Raw genomic sequence first — 14,871 nt, 5'->3', positions numbered from 1 at the left:
TCTTCGAGAGGCTCACGATGAAGCTCGTCTGCGGCAATTCCAACCGGGCCCTGGCCGACGCCATCACCAAGTATCTCGAGATCCCGCTGTCGAGCTGCCTGGTGCGTCGCTTCGCCGACCAGGAGATCTTCGTCGAGATCCAGGAGAACGTGCGCGGCGAGGACACCTTCGTCCTGCAGTCGACCTCCTATCCGGCCAACGACCACCTGATGGAGCTCCTGATCATGATCGACGCGCTGCGTCGGTCGTCGGCCAAGCGCATCACCGCGGTGCTGCCCTATTTCGGCTATGCCCGTCAGGACCGTAAGCCCGGCCCGCGGACGCCGATCTCGGCCAAGCTCGTCGCCAATCTGATCACCCGCGCCGGCGCCGACCGGGTGCTGACCATCGATCTCCACGCCGGTCAGATCCAGGGCTTCTTCGACATCCCGACCGACAACCTCTACGCCGCCCCGGTGATGATGCGCGACATCAAGGAGCGCTACGCGCCGGGCACCGTCATGGTGGTGTCGCCCGACGTCGGCGGCGTGGTGCGCGCCCGGGCGCTGGCCAAGCGCATCGACGCGTCGCTCGCCATCGTCGACAAGCGGCGCGAACGGCCGGGCGAATCGGAGGTGATGAACGTCATCGGCGACGTCTCGGGCCGCTCCTGCATCCTGGTCGACGACATCATCGATTCCGGCGGCACGCTGTGCAACGCGGCGGAAGCGCTGCTCGCCCGCGGCGCCAAGGACGTCTCGGCCTACTGCACCCACGGCGTACTGTCCGGCGGCGCGGTGACCCGCATCTCCGCCTCGGCGCTGAAGGAACTGGTGATCACCGATTCGATCCAGCCGACCGAGGCGATCAAGGCCGCTTCGAACATCCGCGTCCTCTCCGTCGCGCCGCTGCTCGGCGAAGCCATCGCCCGCACGGCGCAGGAGAAGTCGGTGTCGAGCCTGTTCGATTGAGCCGATTTCCTCGGATCGCGTGAGAAAGGCCGCTTCGTGCGGCCTTTTTCGTCGCGGGACCCCGGCTGGAATCTCGCGCGCGTCGGGAATATGGTGGCGGCGCGATCCACGGAGGCCGTCATGGCGACGAAGAAGGTCGAGCAGAAGATCGAGGATGCCCTTCTGGCGATCGCCGCCGAGAAGCCGTTTCTCGACATCCGCCTCGCCGAAATCGCCGAGCGCGCCGGCTTCGATCTGGCGACCTTGCGCAAGGCCTACGACGGCCCCTTCGCGATCCTCGCGAGTTTCTGCCGCCGCATCGATGTCGGGGTGCTGGAGACCGATGACCCGTCGCTCGCCGAAGAGCCGCGGCGCGAACGGTTGTTCGACGCGCTGATGCGGCGGTTCGACCTCCTGGTTCCCTATCGCGCGGGCATCGCCGGGCTCGAGCGTTCGGCGCGGCGCGATCCGGTGCTGGCTTGCCATCTGGCGCGGCTGTCCTGCGGCTCGCAGTCGTGGCTCCTGGAGAGCGCCGGCATCTCCACCGCCGGGCTTCTCGGCCGGCTGCGCGCCCCGGCGCTCGCCGCCGCGCTCGTCCGGCTCGTGCCGGTCTTCCTCGCCGACGAGGAGGAGGGGCTGCCGAAGACCATGGCGGCGCTCGACGAGACCCTGGATCGGCTCGGCGACTGGCAGGCGCGGGCCGAGCGCCTGAGTGGTCTCGCCTGCCGCTTCACCCGGCGTCGCGGCGCCTCGACCGAGGAGGCGGAGGGTTCGGGGATCTGAGAAACCGCGCCGCGCCTCGCGAACGGGGAAGGGGACCCGAAAGCCGAATTTCTTCTTTCACTCCGGGATCGGATCGCGCGGGTTGCCGCCGACGAAGCGGGTGTGCATGCGCAGCGTCGCCACCAGCCCCTCGGCGAAGAGACGGACGCCGAGGAAGAGCAGCAGTGCCGAGAGCAACGAGAAGGTGATGGTGAAGACCCCGGCCCAGGGGATCTGGACGAGCAGCACCAATCCGACGAGAAAGCCGCTCAGCCCCCAGAGCAGAGCCAGCGCCGCGCCGATCAGATAGAAGGGGCGGATGAGCCTCGGGGCGAGGAAGGCGTCGAGGGCGAGGAGTTGATCGAACATGGGGTCGAATCCCGTCGGAACGCTGGAGACGCCGAGCCTACCATGACCGATATCGAGACACCGCCCCGCGGCCCGACCCCGCGGTGGTTCGAGGATTTTCACGTCGGGCAGAGCATCGTCCTCGGCTCGCGCACCGTGACGCGCGAGGAGATCGTCGCTTTCGCGGCGAAATGGGACCCGCAGCCGATGCATCTCGAGGACGGGGCGGGCGACGCCTCGCTGCTGCACGGGCTGTCGGCGTCCGGGTGGCACACCGGCTCGCTGGTGATGCGGCTGTTCTGCGACAACCTGCTCCTCGGCTCGGCGTCGCTGGGGTCTCCCGGCATCGAGAGCCTGAAGTGGAAGAAGCCGGTCCATCCCGGCGACACGATCACCGCGGCGCTCACCGTCGCCGAATTGCGCACCTCGGCGAGCCGCGCAAGGCTCGGCTTCGTGCGGGGGCATTTCGAGGTGACCAATCAGCGTGACGAATTGGTGATGACGATGGAATCGACCCTGATGATCGGACGGCGAGAGGCGGCATGAGATATCTCGATGCCTTCACCCCCGGCGAGATCATCGAGCTCGGCACCTGGACCTTCACGGCCGAGGAGATCGTCGACTTCGCCCGCGATTTCGACCCGCAGCCGTTCCATCTCGACGAGGAGGCCGGCAAGGCCTCGCTGTTCGGCGGGCTCGCCGCCTCGGGGTGGCACGTCGCCTGCGCCTGGATGCGGCTGTGGATCGACCATCAGAACCGCGTCATGGCCGAGGCGAAGGCGCGCGGTGAAGACCTGCCGGTGGCCGGGCCGTCGCCGGGCTTCGACGCCATGCGCTGGTCGAAGCCGGTGCTCGCCGGTCGGACGATCCGCTATCGCACCACCTTCATGTCGACGCGGGCCTTCGCCAGCCGTCCCGGGTGGGGCGTGGTGAACTCGCTCAACGAAGGTTTCGACGAGGCGGGGACCCGGGTGTTCCACTTCAACGGCCACGTGTTCATGCCGACCCGGCCGGTGGCGGAAACGCCGGCATGATCCGGATGCGGTTCCTGACGCCGGCTTGGGAACGCGGCCGCGACGAGGATGCTCCGGCGCGCCTCCTCGCCCATCTCGGCGCGACCTTCGGCGAGCCGAGCGATCCGCTTCGCCTCGCCACCGAGATCGGCCTCCACGACGGCATCGTCCGCCGGCTCACGCGCACCCGCCGCGACCTCGTCCTGCGGGTGACCACCGGCCATCTCGGCATCGGCTATCGCGACGTCGATCTCGTCTACCGCGGTCCCGTCGCGGCGAGATGCGAGGGTTTCGATCTCGTCGACCTGACCGGCCCCGGGGTGGAGATCCTTCGTGACGAGATCGATCGCCGCGACGACGGAGCCATCGTCCACCGTATGCGGCTCACCATCGGCGGGCTCGAGATCGTCGCCGGCGGTTTCGCCCTCGGCCGCATCGCCGAACGCCGACGCCGTTGACGCCGATCACCCCGGAATCCGCACCACCGCTCTGAGGCCGCCCGCGGGCGCGGTGTCGAGGGTGATGTCGCCGCCGTGGCCGCGGGCGATGTCGCGGGCGATGGCCAATCCCAGACCGGTGCCGCCCTCGTCCTGGTTGCGCGCCTCGTCGAGGCGATAGAACGGGCGAAAGACGTTGTCGCGTTCGTCTTCCGGCACGCCGGGGCCGTCGTCGTCGACGGTGACGAAGAGATAGCCCTCGGCGTGGCGGCCGGAGAGCATCACGTGTTCGCCGTGGCGGCAGGCGTTGCCGACGAGATTGCCGACCATGCGCTTGAAGGCGTTGGGGCGCACCGTCAGTACGGAATCTCCCTCGAAGGTCAGCGCCACCTCGAAGCCGGCGCGGTCGGCCTCGGCCTGGATCGAGCGCAGCGTCTCGGCGACGTCGGTCGCCACCGCCTCCTCGTCGCCCTCGCCGCGGGCGAAGGCGAGATAGGCCTCGAGCATCGCCTGCATCTCGTCGACGTCGGCCTCGAGCGCCTCGATCTCGGCGCCCGGCGGCAGCAGCGCCAGCTGCAGGCGGAAGCGGGTGAGCACGGTCCTGAGGTCGTGGCTGACGCCGGCGAGCATGGTGGTGCGCTGGTCGATCTGGCGCTCGATACGGCGGCGCATGACGGCGAAGGCCTCGCCGGCGCGGCGGACCTCGCGGGCGCCGGTCGGCTTGAAGTCGCCGACGGCGTGACCCTTGCCGAAGCCCTCGGCGGCGTCGGCGAGCCGCTGGATCGGGCGGATCTGATTGCGCAGGAAGAGGATGGCGATGGTCAGCAGCACCAGCGAGGTGGTCACCATCCAGACGAGGAAGATGTGCGAGTTCGAGGCGTAGGCCTGCGAGCGGCGGGCCATGACGCGCAGCACGTCCTGCCCCATGTCGATGCGGATCTCGACGAGATCGGAATTGCCGACGGTGTCGATCCAGAAGGGACGATGGATGCGGGCGACGATCTCGTCGGAAAGCGCGGTGTCGAGCAGCGAGAAGAACGGTTTCGGCCCGGGCGGCGGCAGTTCTTCGCCCTTCAGGAGCGACACCTGGATGCCGAGATCGCGCCGGGCGATGCGCGTGACGATGTCCCAGTCGGGGTCCTGCGGATAGGTCTCGACCACGGCGATGATCGTGGCGATGTCGCGGGTCAGCGCCTCCGACAGACGGCGAGTGACGAGGTCCCAGTGGCGCTCCATGAAGACGTAGGCGACCACCGACTGCAGGATCAGCATCGGCAGGACGACGATCAGCAGCGAGCGGCCGTAGAGGCCCTTGGGCATGCGCTCGGCGATGGCGCGGGCGAAGCGGCGCCAGGCGAGACGCACGCGGATGATCGGCGTGTCGCGCAAGGCGCGTTGAGGGGGCGTGGGGCGCTCGCCGGGGTCGCTCATCCCACCGCCTGATCGGTCTTCAACCGGTAGCCCTGGCCGCGCACGGTGACCAGATGAAGGGGATTGGCGGGATCGGTCTCGATCTTGCGGCGCAGCCGGTTGATCTGGACATCGGCGGTGCGGTCGCCGAGCGCGCTCTCGCCCTGGACGATCTCGTGGCGGGGGATGGTCTCGCCCGGCCGTTCGGCGAACATGCGCATGAGGCGCAGTTCGCTGTCGGTGAGGCGCACGACCTCGTCGTCGCGGCGGAGTTCGTCGCGATCGACGTGCCAGACGTAGGGGCCGAAGCGGATCTCGGCGGTCTTGGCCTTGGGTTGCGCCGGGCCGCCGCGCTTCAGGATGTTGGCGATGCGCAGCAGCAGTTCGCGCGGGTCGAAGGGCTTGGAGAGGTAGTCGTCGGCGCCGATCTCGAGGCCGCGGATGCGGCTCTCGGTCTCGGAGCGGGCGGTGAGCATGAGGATCGGCACCGCCGAAGTGCGGCGCAGGTCGGCGGCGAAGTCCATGCCGCTCTCGCCCGGCATCATGACGTCGAGCACCAGGAGATCGAAATCGATGATGGCGAGTTTCTTGCGCGCCTCCGCCGCGGACGCCGCGATGGTGACACGGAAGCCGTTCTCGGCGAGGAAGCGGGAGATCAGGGTGCGGATGCGGTTGTCGTCGTCGACGACGAGGAGATGCGGCGCCTCGTCGGAGGGGACGGGGGTGGGGATGTCGGTCACGCGTCGCCTCCTCTCGTTTCGGGTCGATTGGTGTAGCGGGAGACGCGCGGCCGCTCGTCGGCGTCGATCATCAGGCGCAGGAAGTCGCGGGCGCGGCGGGCGCCGTCGGGACCGAGCGCCTGGAAGGCGGCGGCGATGCGACCGATCTGCGGCAGCGCCAAGGAGCGGGCGAGGGCCCGGCCGGTGGGGGTGGCGTAGAGCAGGCGCTGGCGGCGATCGACCGAGCCGGGCCGGCTCTCGATGTGGCCGCTCTCGACCAGGTCCTTGAGGACGCGGGCGAGGCTCTGCTTGGTGATCTTGAGGATGTCGAGCAGTTCGGCGACCGACAGGCCGGGATTGCGGTCGACGAAGTGCAGCACCCGGTGATGGGCGCGGCCGAAGCCGTATTTCGCCAGGATCACGTCGGGATCGGAGACGAAGTCGCGATAGGCGAAGAAGAACAGCTCGAGCATCTCGAGAAAGGCGGCCTGCGGCGTCTCCGGCGCCGCCGGACCGGCGGCGGGCGCGGCGGGTGTCGTCGGGGTGCGTCGGGCGGTGATCGCGGATCTGTCGCGTACGGTCGGGTCGGCCATGACGGCTCGCGGGTCCCTCGTCCTTTCCGTCGGCTCTCCGACGCGTCGAGTGGCGCGAGAATACCGAGGGACACGCCGCAACGCAAAAAGGATCCGCGATGCGGGGGGTTGAACACCACTTCACGTCGCGCGTCATTTCGGGAGTGCCTCGGTCTCCCCTTCTCCCCTCGCGGGAGAAGGCGCCCCGAAGGGGCGGATGAGGGGGTGCCGCGAAGCGGCCGTCGAGCGAGAACCACCGGCACAGGTCTTCATGGAGAGGTCCTGACCCCTCATCCTGCCTTCGGCCATCTTCTCCCGCAGGGGGAGAGGGAGTCGGTGGGACAAAGATCCGGGAGGAACGGCGCCGCTCGGGCTCTTGCGACGCGAAGGGGATCGGTCCGGAAGGTCCGACGCTTCCCCGCTTGCGTCCGGCGCCGGTTTCGGGGAAGACGGAAGCGAAACGGGGACCGCGCGACGAGATCCCCGACGTGACGATCAGCGAACGAGTGGAGCGACCCCATGGCCCTGACCTTCGACGACCGCGACGGCGTGATCTGGTTCGACGGCGAATTCGTCGACTGGCGCGACGCCAAGGTGCACGTGCTGACCCACGGCCTGCACTACGGCTCCTGCGTGTTCGAGGGCCAGCGCGCCTACGGCGGCGTCGTCTTCGAGCAGCGCCGCCATCACGAGCGGCTGCACGAGAGCGCCCGCATCCTCGGCTTCGACATCCCGTGGACGGTCGATGAGCTCGACGCGGCCTGCGAGGAACTGCTGAAGAAGATGAACTTCGTCGACGCCTACGTGCGTCCCGTCGCCTGGCGCGGCTCGGAGATGATGGGCGTCTCGGCGCAGCAGAACACCATTCACGTCGCCATCGCCGCCTGGGAGTGGCCGAGCTACTTCAAGCCGGAAGAGCGGATGAAGGGCATCCGCCTCGACCTCGCCGAGTATCGCCGCCCCGATCCGCGCACCGCGCCGTCGAAGTCGAAGGCTGCCGGCCTCTACATGATCTGCACCATCTCCAAGCACGCGGCGGAGAAGAAGGGCTACGCCGACGCGATGATGCTCGACTGGGAGGGCTACGTCGCCGAGGCCACCGGCGCCAACGTGTTCTTCGTCCACGAGGGCAAGATCGTCACGCCGCTGGCCGATCGCTTCCTCTCGGGCATCACCCGGCAGACGGTGATCGAGCTGGCCAAGAAGCGCGGCTACGAAGTGATCGAGCGGCGCATCCGCCCGGAGGAACTGCATCACTTCACCGAATGCTTCCTCACCGGCACCGCGGCGGAAGTCACCCCGGTCTCCGAAATCGCCGATTGGCGCTTCACGCCGGGCACGATTTCGCTCACTCTGCTCGAGGACTACATGAAGGCCGTGCAGCCGAAGTGAGGATCGGATCGCCGAACCGGTGATCGCTCGCCCCGGCGCACATTCTTGGCGGAGGGGGCGACATGAAGTTCATCGGTTCGACCATTCTCGGTTCGCTCGCGGCCGTGGCGTTCCTCGCATCGGCGGCGCTCGCCGATCCGGTCGGCGACTACTCCGTCGAGGGCAAGGGGCCGGACGGCAACAGCTATCGCGGCACGGCGTCGATCGAGGCGACCGGCGAGACCTATCGGGTCGTCTGGCTGATCGGCAAACAGAAGTTCGTCGGCACCGCCGTCGGCAACGACGACTTCTTCGCCGTCTCCTATCGCTCGGGCAACTCCACCGGCGTCGCCGTCTACGGCAAGGACGGCGACGGCTGGCTCGGGGTGTGGACCTATTCCGGCGGCACCTCGATCGGTGCGGAGAAGCTGACGCCGCGGTGAGCCGCGTCGGCGACGCCGGCGAATGAAAATCAGATCTTTTCGTTCGTCTATATTCAGTAATTACTTAAGTCATTATTTATATACTGAATTAATAAGAAGTATTATAATTTTTATTACATATATATTTCTTATACGCTGCAGGGAGCGATGCTATTTTGAGGAGTTAAAACAATTAATCCTGCGCTCATTCGTTGAGTTTGTTTGGGGCCTTCACGGGAACAGGGTGCTTTGCTATCCTAGATTAGCTTTGCGAATCGCATTCAATCGACGCGCCAGATGAGGTGTCCGATGGGACTTCTGCCATACGGCCAGATAGACATTGGCGAACCCGATGCCAACGCCGAATATATGCAAGCTCTTAAGAGTAAGCAAGATCCAGTATTTATTAGATCGTATTTTAATTTAGATCTGCCAAATTTTGAGCAGTTTGAGAGTGGGACTAAGTTTATAATTATTGGACAAAAAGGAACCGGAAAAACAGCTGTACTACGTTATCTTGAAAATAGGTCTATAAAGCAGGGGTATGCTACGGAGTTCATAATTTTCAAGAACACCATTCTGCGCGAGGCGGAGCTTTTCTCCGTAAACGATTTTGGTATTGCGAATCCACTTATAGATGAAGAAAAGATTTTTACAACAAAATATTACCTACATACAATCAAGAGAATTTTGCTGTCTGTTATAATATCTGCAGTAAAGGGGGCAATATCCGAGGCTGATGTTTCTGATGATGAAAATAAGAGTCTAGTGTCTAAAATACTAAGTGGCAATGCGGCGGATTCAATTCGGGCAGCTTATGATTCGATTGCAAGTATTGTAAATTCGGCTGGTGTAGATATTAAGAAGCTGTCGAAAGGGCGTGTTACTTTTGATCCGGCGCTGTATGTGAAGAAGAGTAACGACCAGTTGCTTGCGGAAATAGTTAGAAAGTGCAAGGCAGATCCTGTGAAAATTAGAATATTTATAGATGAGCTGCATTTTTCTTATAGAGATTCTGATCATGTATCGTCTGATGCTGCGCTGGTCAGGGATACAATTGTCTCTTGTCTGAATCTGAATGAGAGATTTATCAGAGAGGGGGTTGATATTACAATGTATATTGGCGTTCGCAGTGAATTTCTTGAGCAACCAGAAATTGGCTACGCTGATATTGTTCAAACGGTGGAGTCATACGGCGAACAGATAAATTGGGAGACCTATCCTGTAGATAGCAAGCATCCGATTTTCGAACTTGCTAGGCTACGCTTCCAAGATACGTCTGGAAATATAATTACAAAAGATCAACTATTTTCAGCCTATTTAAACGGTGTTGATGCGGTAGAATTTCTGAAGTATACATGGTGTAAACCAAGAGATATCGTAAGGTATTTTAAGCATTGCAAGGCAATGTATCCAAATCAAATAACGCTCAGCTCGCGAGAGTATGGAGCCGTAATAAGACAGTATAGCATGAAGGCATGGGATGAAGTGCGCTCGGCAATTAGTGCATTTATTCCGAGTAATTCTATGCTTGAATTTGAAAAAATTGTAAAGTCAATTGTTCCGAGGCAATTCGACGGCTCATTAAAATTAAATTATGAAGAATTTTCTAAAAAATTTAATTCTATATCAAAGATAGTTTCAAAGAAAAATCCAAGCATTACGCATATTCAGCTGATGGATTGGCTTTATAAGATCGGATTGTACTACTTTGAATATGAAGACAGTAATGGAAATATTATATATCAACAATATCATAGGGGGAATAGGACGCCAACAAAAGAAGGGTGCGTGAAGATCCATTTGGCAATTGCTAAGGCGCTGGGTTGATCTTCTGCTGACGCACGGTCATTCCATTTCCATCTCGGTGTAGACCTGCGAGGCGTTGCGGGCGGCGAGGGCGTCGAACTGCGCCAAGCCGGCGAAGGCCGATTGATCGACCTTCGGTGCCTCGGCGAGGCCGCCGCCGCGGTCGAGGAGGGCGCGGATGCGCCCGCGCAGGGCGACGAGGTAGTCGAGCGTCGCCGCCTTCGCGCCGGCCAGCGTCGTCGGTCGGCCGTGGCCCGGCACGACATGGAGGGGCGCGAGCGCCGCCATCGCCTCGAAGGCGGAGACCCAACCGGCGGAGTTCGATTGCGGGCCGACGCCGAGCAGGCGGTCGACGAAGACGATGTCGCCGGCGAAGACCACCTTGCGGTCGGGAAGCCAGACGAAGAGGTCGCCGGGGGTGTGCGCCGGTGCGACCGCGCCGAGCACGAGATCGACGCCGCCGAGCCGCAGCGTGGTCTCGGTCCCGAAGGTGGTGTCGGCGAAGACCGGTTCGGTGCCGGCGAGGTGGTCGCCGAGGAAGTCTCTCAGGGCGTCGATCTGCATGCCGCCGCGGGCGTGCTGGTCGGCGACGGCGGCGGTGGAGGCGACGATCCGCGCGCCCTTGGCCTTCCAATAGCCGTTGCCGAGCCAACGGTGGTCCTGGCCGCCGGTGTCGACGACGATCTTCACCGGCTTTTCGGTGATCCGGCCGATCGCCGCGTCGAGGGCGGCCGCACCCTCCCGGCTGCCGCCGGGGTCGATCAGGACGACACCCTCCGGCGTGACGATCACCCCGAAGGTGGCGTTGTTGCCGAGGTTCTCCGGCGAGCGCTGGCCGGTGTCGCCGACCAGGGCCCAGACGCCGTCGCTCACCGCCACGGTGTCGAGCGCCGCGGCGGCGCCGGCCGAGGCGAGGAGGGCGACGGCGCCGCAGGCGACGGCGCGGAGTGCGGGCGATATGGCCATGCCGCGAGGTCTCCGGGCGCTCACTTCTGCCAGCGCGCCGCCGCCGCGTCGTCGTGATCGCGGGCGTCGACCCAGCCGCCGGTGGTGCCGTCGATCTTCTCCTCCTTCTTCCAGAAGGGGGCGCGGGTCTTGAGGAAGTCCATCAGGTATTCGGCCGCCTCGAAAGCGGCGACGCGATGCGACGAGGTGGTGATCACCAGGACGATCGGTTCACCCGGCTCGATGCGGCCGTGGCGGTGGATGGCGGTGACGCCGAGCAGCGGCCAACGGGCGAGAGCGGCCTCGGCGGTGCGGGAGATCTCGGCCTCGGCCATGCCGGGATAGTGCTCGAGCTCCAGCGCGGCGAGTTCGCCGCCCTCCGACCGGCAGAGCCCGGTGAAGGTGACGACGGCGCCGACGTCGGTGCGGCCGGCGGTCAGCCGTTCGGTCTCGGCGGCGACGTCGAAGGGCTCGCGCTGGACGCGGACGGTGAGGGGGGGCGAGGGGCGTGCGCCGTCGCTCATGCGGCAGGTCTCCGGGCGGGATCCCCGTCGATAGAGGATCGCTCGTTTCGTGTCGCGGACCCGAAAACGGAACCGCCGCACCCGAGGGCGCGGCGGCGAGCATAGGCGGCGGAAGAACGTCTTCCAATCCCCGACGGTGGCGATCAGGCGGCGCGGACCTCGCGCAGGAAGCCTTCGATCTCCTTGCGGATCGAGGCCGTGGCGCTCCCGAGCGCGGTGGAGCCGGCCGAAACCGAGCCCGACGCCGCGACGGTGTCGGTCGACGCCTGGGCCACGGATCCGAGGGTTTCGACCACGCGACGGACACCCGAGGCGGCGAGATCGACGTTGGTGGCGATGTCGCGGGTGGCGCCGTTCTGCTGGTCGATGGCGCGGCCGACCGCACCGGTGAACTGGTCGATCTCGCGCATGCGGCCGGCGATCTTGCCGATCGCGCCGACGGCGGTGGAGGTCGAGGCCTGGACCGCGGCGATCTGGCCGGCGATCTCCTCGGTCGCCTTGCCGGTCTGGGTGGCGAGGCCCTTCACTTCGGCGGCGACGACGGCGAAGCCCTTGCCGAGTTCGCCGGCGCGCGCCGCCTCGATGGTGGCGTTGAGGGCGAGCAGGTTGGTCTGTTCGGCGATGTCCTGGATCAGCTTGACCACGTCGCCGATCTTGTCGACGGCGGTCGACAGGCTGCCGACCTCGCGATCGGCGGCTTCCGCCTCGCGGTTGGCGGCGGCGACGACCTCGGTGGTCTGGTCGATCTGACGGGCGATCTCGGTGATCGAGGCGGACAGCTCTTCGGCGGCGGCGGCGACGGTCTCGACGTTGGAGGCGGCATCGCGGGACAGGCCGTCGGCCTGACGGCTCTCCTGCTCGGCGGCGCTGGAACGGGCGACGAGGCGCGAGGCGGTGCCGTCCATCTCGCCGGCGCGGCGGTCGAGATCTTCGATGACCCGGGCGATGCGGCTCTCGAACCCGGCGATGGCACGATCGACGGCGACGCGGCGCTGTTCGCGATCACCGGCGGCGGCGCGCTCGCGGTCGCCGGCGAGGGTCGCCTCCTCGTGGGCGGCGACGGCGGTGCGGGTCGCTTCGGCGGAGGCCTCGAGCGACGAGGCGAGGCGGTTGGTCAGCCACATCAGGACGCTCGCCTGCCAGATCAGGATGACGGCGTGGAGGACGACGCGGGAGAAGTCGGCGCCGCCGGGGAAGACGGCATAGGGATAGGCGAAGTTCAGCACCAGATGGTGCACGGCGACGACACCTGCGCCGACGACGATCGACTGCCAGCAGCACCAACCGGCCACCACCGCGAGGGCGGCGAAGAAGGCCATGTGCATGTCGATCTGCCACGCGGTGCCGGCGGTGGCGAGCACCAGCAGCGCGACGAGACCCATGAGGGCGGCCGAGGTCACCTGACGGGTGATCATGGTCGGGCCGAAAGCGAGGATCGCAGCGAGACCGGCGCCGGCGAAGACGACACCGAGGATCGCGGTCGGCAACAGGTTGTGACCGCTCGTCAGGGCGGCGGCGACCGCCGCGAGCGCCAGGACGGGGAGAACCACTGCGAATGCCCGCGCGAAGGTGACGCGCAATTCGGGGAGGCCGAGTTCGTTCATCGTTGTTGTTCCCGACTGGTCAGCGAGGCGACGGGGGTGGAGGGCGAAGTGAGGCAGGCGAGATCGTCCGGGGCGGCGAGCACGACACGGGCGCCGGCGGCCTTCAGACGGGCCCGGAAGCCGGATGCGTCGTCGACGGCGCGGGTGATCGCCGAGGTCCGATCATCGGAGAGTGCGAGCACGGCGCCACCGGCGCGTCCGACGACCGCGGCGACATCCGGCGTCGCGGCGACGAAAACCGCCGCATCCTCCTTCGGCCACAGCACCACGGCGAGTGGCGGCAGCGAGAAGGCGAGGATCACGGCGGTGGTCACCAGAAGGTCGCGCATCCGATTCAGAACCGTTGGTCTCTGAACGGAATCACTGGCCGGGGATGCTGAACGAAGCGTTAAATCGGAGGACCCGTCCCCTCGATATCGTCAAAAATACCAGTTTTGAGGGCTTTCCGCCGCGCCGCTTGGTTCGAGATCCGATACGGGAGGCGGCGAGGTCGCCGGCGTCGAACGATGCGGCGCGACCATCGGCGGGATGCGATCCGGGCGTACGGTTCGCACTCATGGCGCGCACCGTTCGCGGATCGAATCGGGGCGCGGAGTGTCCCGTTCCGGCCGAAGGCGGCAACCGCCCCTCGTCCGGCCCTGCGCTCACGCTACGGGGCGTTCGTCGTTCGAAGAGGTCCACCGGAGCTTCTCGTTCCGGCCCGGAGGCCGGAACCGCTCCTCACTCTCACCCGCCGGTCATCGGGGGGAAGAGGGCGACTTCCTGGACGCCGGCGAGTGGGGTGCCGGGCGGGGCGTGGACCTGATCGCAGGCGACGCGGATGACTTCGGGGCGCTCGAGCGCCCAATCGTATTCTTCGCCGCGGGACTTCAGCCACATCAGCAGATCGCTGGTGGTCGCCACCTCGGCGGGCAGGTCGACGACCTCCTCGGCTTTGCCGATGCGCTCGCGCACCCAGGCGAAATAGCGGATCTTCATGCTCACTCGTCCATCACGTGGCCGATGCCCGACCGGAAATAGTCCCATCCCGTATAGAGGGTGAGGAGGGCGGAAATCCACAACAGGATGTAGCCGGTCTCGATCGTCCAGCGATAGACCGGCACACCGGCGGGACCGGTGATGAAGAAGCCGAGGGCGAGGAGCTGCACCGTCGTCTTCCACTTGGCGAGCCAGGTCACCGGCACCGAGACGCGCAGCTCGGCGAGGAACTCGCGCAGGCCCGAGACCAGGATCTCGCGGCACAGGATGATCACCGCGGCGATCACCGAGACGCCCTCGATCGAGCCGTCGGCGACCAGCACCAGAAGGCACGACGCCACCAGCAGCTTGTCGGCGATCGGATCGAGCATGCGCCCGAGTTTCGACTGCTGTTTCCATATTCGAGCGAGGTAGCCGTCGAAGAAATCGGTGACGGCCGCCGCCGCATAGAAGCCGAAGGCGATCCAGCGCGAAGTGAAGGTCGGCATGTCCGGCAGCGTGAAACAGGCGACGACCACCGGAACCGCCAGGATGCGGCCGTAGGTGAGGATGTTGGGCAGGCTCAGTGCGGACATGGGATTCCTCGTCGACATGCCAGTCAGAGCACGGCGGGGGCGGGGGCGTCAACGGGATGAGCTCTACCCATCCCTGATATGTCCGGTGGTGAGTGGTGCCACCAAGTGGGTCGAAACCCAGGTCGGGGCGCCGGGGAACACGTCGAGGCGGAGCGTTCCGCCTCTCGTATCGACGGCGGCCATCGGACGAATGGCCGCGTCGAGATCGCGAGCCCCGTTGTCGAAGATCAGTGTTTGGTCGGCGATCCGCGCCACCTCGGCCAGGAGGTCCATGCTTCGCCGCCAGCGATCGATGACGACGTGACCGGGAAGATCGTGTCCTCCCTGGAGGGCACGGATCTTGACGCGGGCGACGTTTTCGACCGGGTCGCCGATCCCGATGAAGTACACGAGAACCTCTCAGAGGCCGTTTTGAAATTCGCGCCCGGCGATTCCCGTCGGCGTCCGAATGTG

The 14,871-nt window shown here is 65.4% G+C and carries 19 protein-coding genes; 9 read left to right on the top strand and 10 right to left on the bottom strand.

The genetic code is table 11. The features are described 5' to 3' along the window. The first annotated feature begins 17 nt into the window (after positions 1–17). A complete protein-coding gene (locus tag V7Q42_RS12820) occupies positions 18–950 on the top strand; it encodes a ribose-phosphate pyrophosphokinase (RefSeq protein WP_333824476.1) in 933 nt (310 codons plus the stop codon). 120 nt (positions 951–1,070) lie between these two features. Beyond that, complete coding sequence (locus V7Q42_RS12815; RefSeq protein ID WP_333824475.1) at positions 1,071–1,712, top strand: TetR/AcrR family transcriptional regulator; 642 nt, start codon at positions 1,071–1,073, stop codon at positions 1,710–1,712. A gap of 57 nt (positions 1,713–1,769) precedes the next feature. On the opposite strand, the gene V7Q42_RS12810 is transcribed toward V7Q42_RS12815, so the two are convergent. Further along, a complete protein-coding gene (locus tag V7Q42_RS12810) occupies positions 1,770–2,060 on the bottom strand; it encodes a DUF4282 domain-containing protein (RefSeq protein WP_333824474.1) in 291 nt (96 codons plus the stop codon). A 42-nt stretch (positions 2,061–2,102) separates the two neighbouring features. Here V7Q42_RS12810 and V7Q42_RS12805 point away from each other — a divergent pair, with 42 nt between their 5' ends. From V7Q42_RS12805 to V7Q42_RS12795, 3 genes are read left to right on the top strand one after another with little or no spacing between them, the layout of a single operon-like run. Then, complete coding sequence (locus V7Q42_RS12805) at positions 2,103–2,585, top strand: MaoC family dehydratase (RefSeq protein WP_333824473.1); 483 nt, start codon at positions 2,103–2,105, stop codon at positions 2,583–2,585. After that, the gene (locus V7Q42_RS12800) at positions 2,582–3,073 is read left to right on the top strand and encodes a MaoC family dehydratase (RefSeq protein ID WP_333824472.1); all 492 of its coding nucleotides are present in this window, start codon (positions 2,582–2,584) and stop codon (positions 3,071–3,073) included. The genes V7Q42_RS12805 and V7Q42_RS12800 overlap by 4 nt, the downstream gene beginning before the upstream one ends. Then, on the top strand, positions 3,070–3,510 hold the full coding sequence (locus V7Q42_RS12795) for a hypothetical protein (RefSeq protein WP_333824471.1): 441 nt from the start codon (positions 3,070–3,072) through the stop codon (positions 3,508–3,510). The genes V7Q42_RS12800 and V7Q42_RS12795 overlap by 4 nt, the downstream gene beginning before the upstream one ends. Before the next feature lie 6 nt (positions 3,511–3,516). Here the strand turns inward: V7Q42_RS12795 and V7Q42_RS12790 are convergent, their stop codons facing one another. The 3 genes from V7Q42_RS12790 to V7Q42_RS12780 all read right to left on the bottom strand — a co-directional run bounded on the left by V7Q42_RS12790 (position 3,517) and on the right by V7Q42_RS12780 (position 6,211). Then, a complete protein-coding gene (locus V7Q42_RS12790) occupies positions 3,517–4,854 on the bottom strand; it encodes an ATP-binding protein (RefSeq protein ID WP_333824539.1) in 1,338 nt (445 codons plus the stop codon). A gap of 62 nt (positions 4,855–4,916) precedes the next feature. Next, positions 4,917–5,639 carry a response regulator transcription factor gene (locus V7Q42_RS12785; RefSeq protein WP_333824470.1) on the bottom strand — a complete coding sequence of 241 codons (723 nt, stop codon included), beginning with the start codon at positions 5,637–5,639 and terminating at the stop codon, positions 4,917–4,919. Beyond that, positions 5,636–6,211 carry a MarR family winged helix-turn-helix transcriptional regulator gene (locus tag V7Q42_RS12780; protein ID WP_442958195.1) on the bottom strand — a complete coding sequence of 192 codons (576 nt, stop codon included), beginning with the start codon at positions 6,209–6,211 and terminating at the stop codon, positions 5,636–5,638. Before V7Q42_RS12780 ends, V7Q42_RS12785 begins: the two co-directional genes overlap by 4 nt. Before the next feature lie 498 nt (positions 6,212–6,709). Between V7Q42_RS12780 and V7Q42_RS12775 the strand changes: the two genes are divergently transcribed. The 3 genes from V7Q42_RS12775 (at position 6,710) to V7Q42_RS12765 (ending at position 9,813) form a co-directional block, all read left to right on the top strand. Further along, entirely contained in the window at positions 6,710–7,582 is an 873-nt protein-coding gene (locus V7Q42_RS12775) for a branched-chain amino acid aminotransferase (protein WP_333824469.1), read from the top strand. A 62-nt stretch (positions 7,583–7,644) separates the two neighbouring features. Further along, positions 7,645–8,004 carry a hypothetical protein gene (locus V7Q42_RS12770; protein ID WP_333824468.1) on the top strand — a complete coding sequence of 120 codons (360 nt, stop codon included), beginning with the start codon at positions 7,645–7,647 and terminating at the stop codon, positions 8,002–8,004. Positions 8,005–8,292: 288 nt separating this feature from the next. Next, entirely contained in the window at positions 8,293–9,813 is a 1,521-nt protein-coding gene (locus V7Q42_RS12765) for a P-loop ATPase, Sll1717 family (RefSeq protein ID WP_333824467.1), read from the top strand. A gap of 18 nt (positions 9,814–9,831) precedes the next feature. Here V7Q42_RS12765 and V7Q42_RS12760 read toward each other — a convergent pair whose 3' ends face one another. From V7Q42_RS12760 to pgsA, 6 genes are all read right to left on the bottom strand, one after another. Next, positions 9,832–10,758: an MBL fold metallo-hydrolase gene (locus V7Q42_RS12760; protein WP_333824466.1), complete on the bottom strand. Its 927-nt coding sequence runs from the start codon at positions 10,756–10,758 to the stop codon at positions 9,832–9,834. Positions 10,759–10,778: 20 nt separating this feature from the next. Continuing rightward, a complete protein-coding gene (locus V7Q42_RS12755) occupies positions 10,779–11,261 on the bottom strand; it encodes a molybdenum cofactor biosynthesis protein MoaE (protein WP_333824465.1) in 483 nt (160 codons plus the stop codon). Between the two features lie 143 nt (positions 11,262–11,404). Beyond that, positions 11,405–12,865: a methyl-accepting chemotaxis protein gene (locus tag V7Q42_RS12750; RefSeq protein WP_333824464.1), complete on the bottom strand. Its 1,461-nt coding sequence runs from the start codon at positions 12,863–12,865 to the stop codon at positions 11,405–11,407. Next, entirely contained in the window at positions 12,862–13,194 is a 333-nt protein-coding gene (locus V7Q42_RS12745; RefSeq protein WP_333824463.1) for a hypothetical protein, read from the bottom strand. Before V7Q42_RS12745 ends, V7Q42_RS12750 begins: the two co-directional genes overlap by 4 nt. A 397-nt stretch (positions 13,195–13,591) precedes the next feature. Beyond that, complete coding sequence (gene moaD / locus V7Q42_RS12740) at positions 13,592–13,843, bottom strand: molybdopterin converting factor subunit 1 (protein WP_333824461.1); 252 nt, start codon at positions 13,841–13,843, stop codon at positions 13,592–13,594. A gap of 2 nt (positions 13,844–13,845) precedes the next feature. Then, positions 13,846–14,418 carry a CDP-diacylglycerol--glycerol-3-phosphate 3-phosphatidyltransferase gene (gene pgsA, locus V7Q42_RS12735; RefSeq protein WP_333824460.1) on the bottom strand — a complete coding sequence of 191 codons (573 nt, stop codon included), beginning with the start codon at positions 14,416–14,418 and terminating at the stop codon, positions 13,846–13,848. 234 nt (positions 14,419–14,652) lie between these two features. On the opposite strand from pgsA, the gene V7Q42_RS12730 reads away from it, so the two are divergent. Further along, positions 14,653–14,871, top strand: a 219-nt coding sequence (locus V7Q42_RS12730) for a hypothetical protein (protein WP_333824459.1), incomplete at its 3' end; no start/stop codon positions are given.

The sequence above is a fragment of the Pinisolibacter sp. genome, assembly GCF_036782435.1.
Lineage (GTDB): Bacteria > Pseudomonadota > Alphaproteobacteria > Rhizobiales > Ancalomicrobiaceae > CALBKH01.
This window is presented reverse-complemented; position numbering and strand designations above follow the sequence as displayed.

What these genes read in the sequence shown, in the direction of transcription:
- V7Q42_RS12815 (WP_333824475.1), top strand. Translation starts at nt 1,071, where the DNA reads ATGGCGACGAAGAAGGTCGAGCAGAAGATCGAGGATGCCCTTCTGGCG.
- pgsA (WP_333824460.1), bottom strand. Translation starts at nt 14,418, where the DNA reads ATGTCCGCACTGAGCCTGCCCAACATCCTCACCTACGGCCGCATCCTG.
- V7Q42_RS12800 (WP_333824472.1), top strand. Translation starts at nt 2,582, where the DNA reads ATGAGATATCTCGATGCCTTCACCCCCGGCGAGATCATCGAGCTCGGC.
- moaD (WP_333824461.1), bottom strand. Translation starts at nt 13,843, where the DNA reads ATGAAGATCCGCTATTTCGCCTGGGTGCGCGAGCGCATCGGCAAAGCC.
- V7Q42_RS12755 (WP_333824465.1), bottom strand. Translation starts at nt 11,261, where the DNA reads ATGAGCGACGGCGCACGCCCCTCGCCCCCCCTCACCGTCCGCGTCCAG.
- V7Q42_RS12750 (WP_333824464.1), bottom strand. Translation starts at nt 12,865, where the DNA reads ATGAACGAACTCGGCCTCCCCGAATTGCGCGTCACCTTCGCGCGGGCA.
- V7Q42_RS12805 (WP_333824473.1), top strand. Translation starts at nt 2,103, where the DNA reads ATGACCGATATCGAGACACCGCCCCGCGGCCCGACCCCGCGGTGGTTC.
- V7Q42_RS12765 (WP_333824467.1), top strand. Translation starts at nt 8,293, where the DNA reads ATGGGACTTCTGCCATACGGCCAGATAGACATTGGCGAACCCGATGCC.
- V7Q42_RS12810 (WP_333824474.1), bottom strand. Translation starts at nt 2,060, where the DNA reads ATGTTCGATCAACTCCTCGCCCTCGACGCCTTCCTCGCCCCGAGGCTC.
- V7Q42_RS12795 (WP_333824471.1), top strand. Translation starts at nt 3,070, where the DNA reads ATGATCCGGATGCGGTTCCTGACGCCGGCTTGGGAACGCGGCCGCGAC.
- V7Q42_RS12775 (WP_333824469.1), top strand. Translation starts at nt 6,710, where the DNA reads ATGGCCCTGACCTTCGACGACCGCGACGGCGTGATCTGGTTCGACGGC.
- V7Q42_RS12745 (WP_333824463.1), bottom strand. Translation starts at nt 13,194, where the DNA reads ATGCGCGACCTTCTGGTGACCACCGCCGTGATCCTCGCCTTCTCGCTG.
- V7Q42_RS12760 (WP_333824466.1), bottom strand. Translation starts at nt 10,758, where the DNA reads ATGGCCATATCGCCCGCACTCCGCGCCGTCGCCTGCGGCGCCGTCGCC.
- V7Q42_RS12770 (WP_333824468.1), top strand. Translation starts at nt 7,645, where the DNA reads ATGAAGTTCATCGGTTCGACCATTCTCGGTTCGCTCGCGGCCGTGGCG.
- V7Q42_RS12780 (WP_442958195.1), bottom strand. Translation starts at nt 6,211, where the DNA reads ATGGCCGACCCGACCGTACGCGACAGATCCGCGATCACCGCCCGACGC.
- V7Q42_RS12820 (WP_333824476.1), top strand. Translation starts at nt 18, where the DNA reads ATGAAGCTCGTCTGCGGCAATTCCAACCGGGCCCTGGCCGACGCCATC.